The sequence below is a fragment of the Lamprobacter sp. genome, from assembly GCF_034860625.1.
Lineage (GTDB): Bacteria > Pseudomonadota > Gammaproteobacteria > Chromatiales > Chromatiaceae > Lamprobacter.
This window is the reverse complement of the sequence record NZ_JAYESN010000436.1, coordinates 1-1,823: the sequence shown is the minus strand read 5'-3', so window position 1 is coordinate 1,823 and position 1,823 is coordinate 1. Positions and strand designations below refer to the sequence as shown.

Genomic DNA, 1,823 nt, shown 5'->3' with positions numbered 1-1,823 from the left:
CGCGACCTCAAAGGCTGAGGCCGGCGGCGAGGTTGCGAGGAGCCCGATCGCAAGCCCAAGCGCCAACACCAAGGTCAATCCCGCCCCGACCCGGGAGCGGTCACCCGGGACTGAGCACGGCGCGTCGTGGAAGCGGAGTCTGATCATGGCGCCATGATCCGACCCGACCAAGATTTCGGCGACAGCGAAAGGGTGGCGTTTTCACCCCTCTTTCCTGACCTGCCCCCGCACAAGGGCAAATGCTGCCGTTTTTCCGCATCTTTCCCTGCTGCGCCGACCGAGTGCCCGCCAGACAATGGCCTTGCGGCTCTGCGCGTCTCACATCAGCCCGCCTGAGCGGTGACGGGGATCGCAGACACCGAGCTGCCAGCGCACGCGCCTGCGCTTGAGCACGGCAGGAGCTGTGGATGGATTTCGGTCCGTGGCCTCTTCAGCCACGACCAGACGAGACCGACGACGCCATGAGTCTCGACCCTCAGGGGTCTGCAAACGCGTCCATTGATTCACCCGTCGCCACTGTGGCGACGCTCAGCATCCACCCCGCGAGTGCCGCGCCTCGACACGCCGGCGCGGCCTCCCACCGTCCAGGAGAGCCCCGATGCCCGTGCATCCATCCCCATCCAGCACACGCCATCCACTGATGCGCCTCCAACGCCGTCTCGTGAGGCGCCTGAAGGTGCGGTTCTGGCAACTGCGCGATCGTCTGCAGCCAGCGGCCATCGAGCCCTGGCCAGACGATGACCAGGCCTACGCCGAGTTCGAGGCGCCGAGCTATGAACGTCGGCGCCAACGCGATCAAGCCTGAGTCAACGCCCACACCCGGTTGGCGGCCACGTTGTCGCCGTCCCTTTCATCACCAGGAGCGCCATCCATGCTCAACAAGGTCCAACTGATCGGTCACCTCGGCCGTGATCCCGAACAACGCCAGACCAAGGACGGCAGCGCCGTCACCACGCTCTCGTTGGCCACCAGCGAGCGCTGGAAAGACTCCGCCGGCCAGCGCCAGGAGCGCACCGAATGGCACCGCATCGTGCTGTTCAAGCGCAGCGCGGAGGTCGCCGGCCAGTACCTGACCAAGGGCTCGCGGGTGTATCTCGAAGGCCGTCTGCAGACCCGCCAATGGCAGGATCAGGCCGGCCAGGAGCGCAGCACCACCGAGATCATCGCCGAGCGCATGACCATGCTCGGCAACAAAGGTGCCACTAACGGCGCCGCCTCCGGTTCAGCGCCAAGCGATGCCGCGCCCTTCGACGATGAACTGCCGTTCTGAGCACCGCTCGACCTCGGTCTGGGCGCGCTGCGAGCTGCGCGCCATGGCCCGCGCCCTGCGCAAGCGTGCGCGGATGATGCGCCGCTGCCGTCTGCGCTGCCTGGATCACGATCGACGCCACGCCGAACGCCTGGAGCAGCGAGCGCAGCGCCTTGAGCGTCTGACCCGCTGAGCCAACACATCCACGCCACCCTACTCACCCACGCCGGGCATCGGTCCCCTGCGGGGCCGGTCCCGGCCTGTCGCATCCTGGAGGACCCTGATGAAGTCGACGCACACCACGATGGCCAAGGCGGATCAACCACGCATCCCGATGCCGGCACTTGATCCGGCCCTGAATCTGACCCCCAGCACCTGGAAGGTGCTGACCGAGTCGATCTTCCCCTCGGCCAAGACCGCTGAAGGGATTCTGCTCGCGGTGCACTATTGTGCGGCGCGCAATCTGGACATCATGAAGCGCCCGGTGCACGTCGTGCCAATGTACTCCAAGGCCCAGGGCCGGGAGATCGAGACGGTCTGGCCTGGCATCGCTGAGCTGCAGACTACAGCCGCA

The 1,823-nt window shown here is 66.6% G+C and carries 3 protein-coding genes and 1 pseudogene; all 4 read left to right on the top strand.

Annotated elements, in window-relative coordinates:
* Positions 1–598: 598 nt before the first annotated feature.
* Complete coding sequence (locus VBE63_RS28565) at positions 599–805, top strand: hypothetical protein (protein ID WP_323686364.1); 207 nt, start codon at positions 599–601, stop codon at positions 803–805.
* 66 nt (positions 806–871) lie between these two features.
* On the top strand, positions 872–1,270 hold the full coding sequence (locus VBE63_RS28560; protein WP_323686363.1) for a single-stranded DNA-binding protein: 399 nt from the start codon (positions 872–874) through the stop codon (positions 1,268–1,270).
* Positions 1,254–1,442, top strand: coding sequence for a hypothetical protein (locus VBE63_RS28555; protein WP_323686362.1), 189 nt, complete (start codon positions 1,254–1,256; stop codon positions 1,440–1,442). Before VBE63_RS28560 ends, VBE63_RS28555 begins: the two co-directional genes overlap by 17 nt.
* A gap of 141 nt (positions 1,443–1,583) precedes the next feature.
* Positions 1,584–1,823 (top strand): annotated as a pseudogene (locus VBE63_RS28550) (recombinase); the annotation flags it as partial.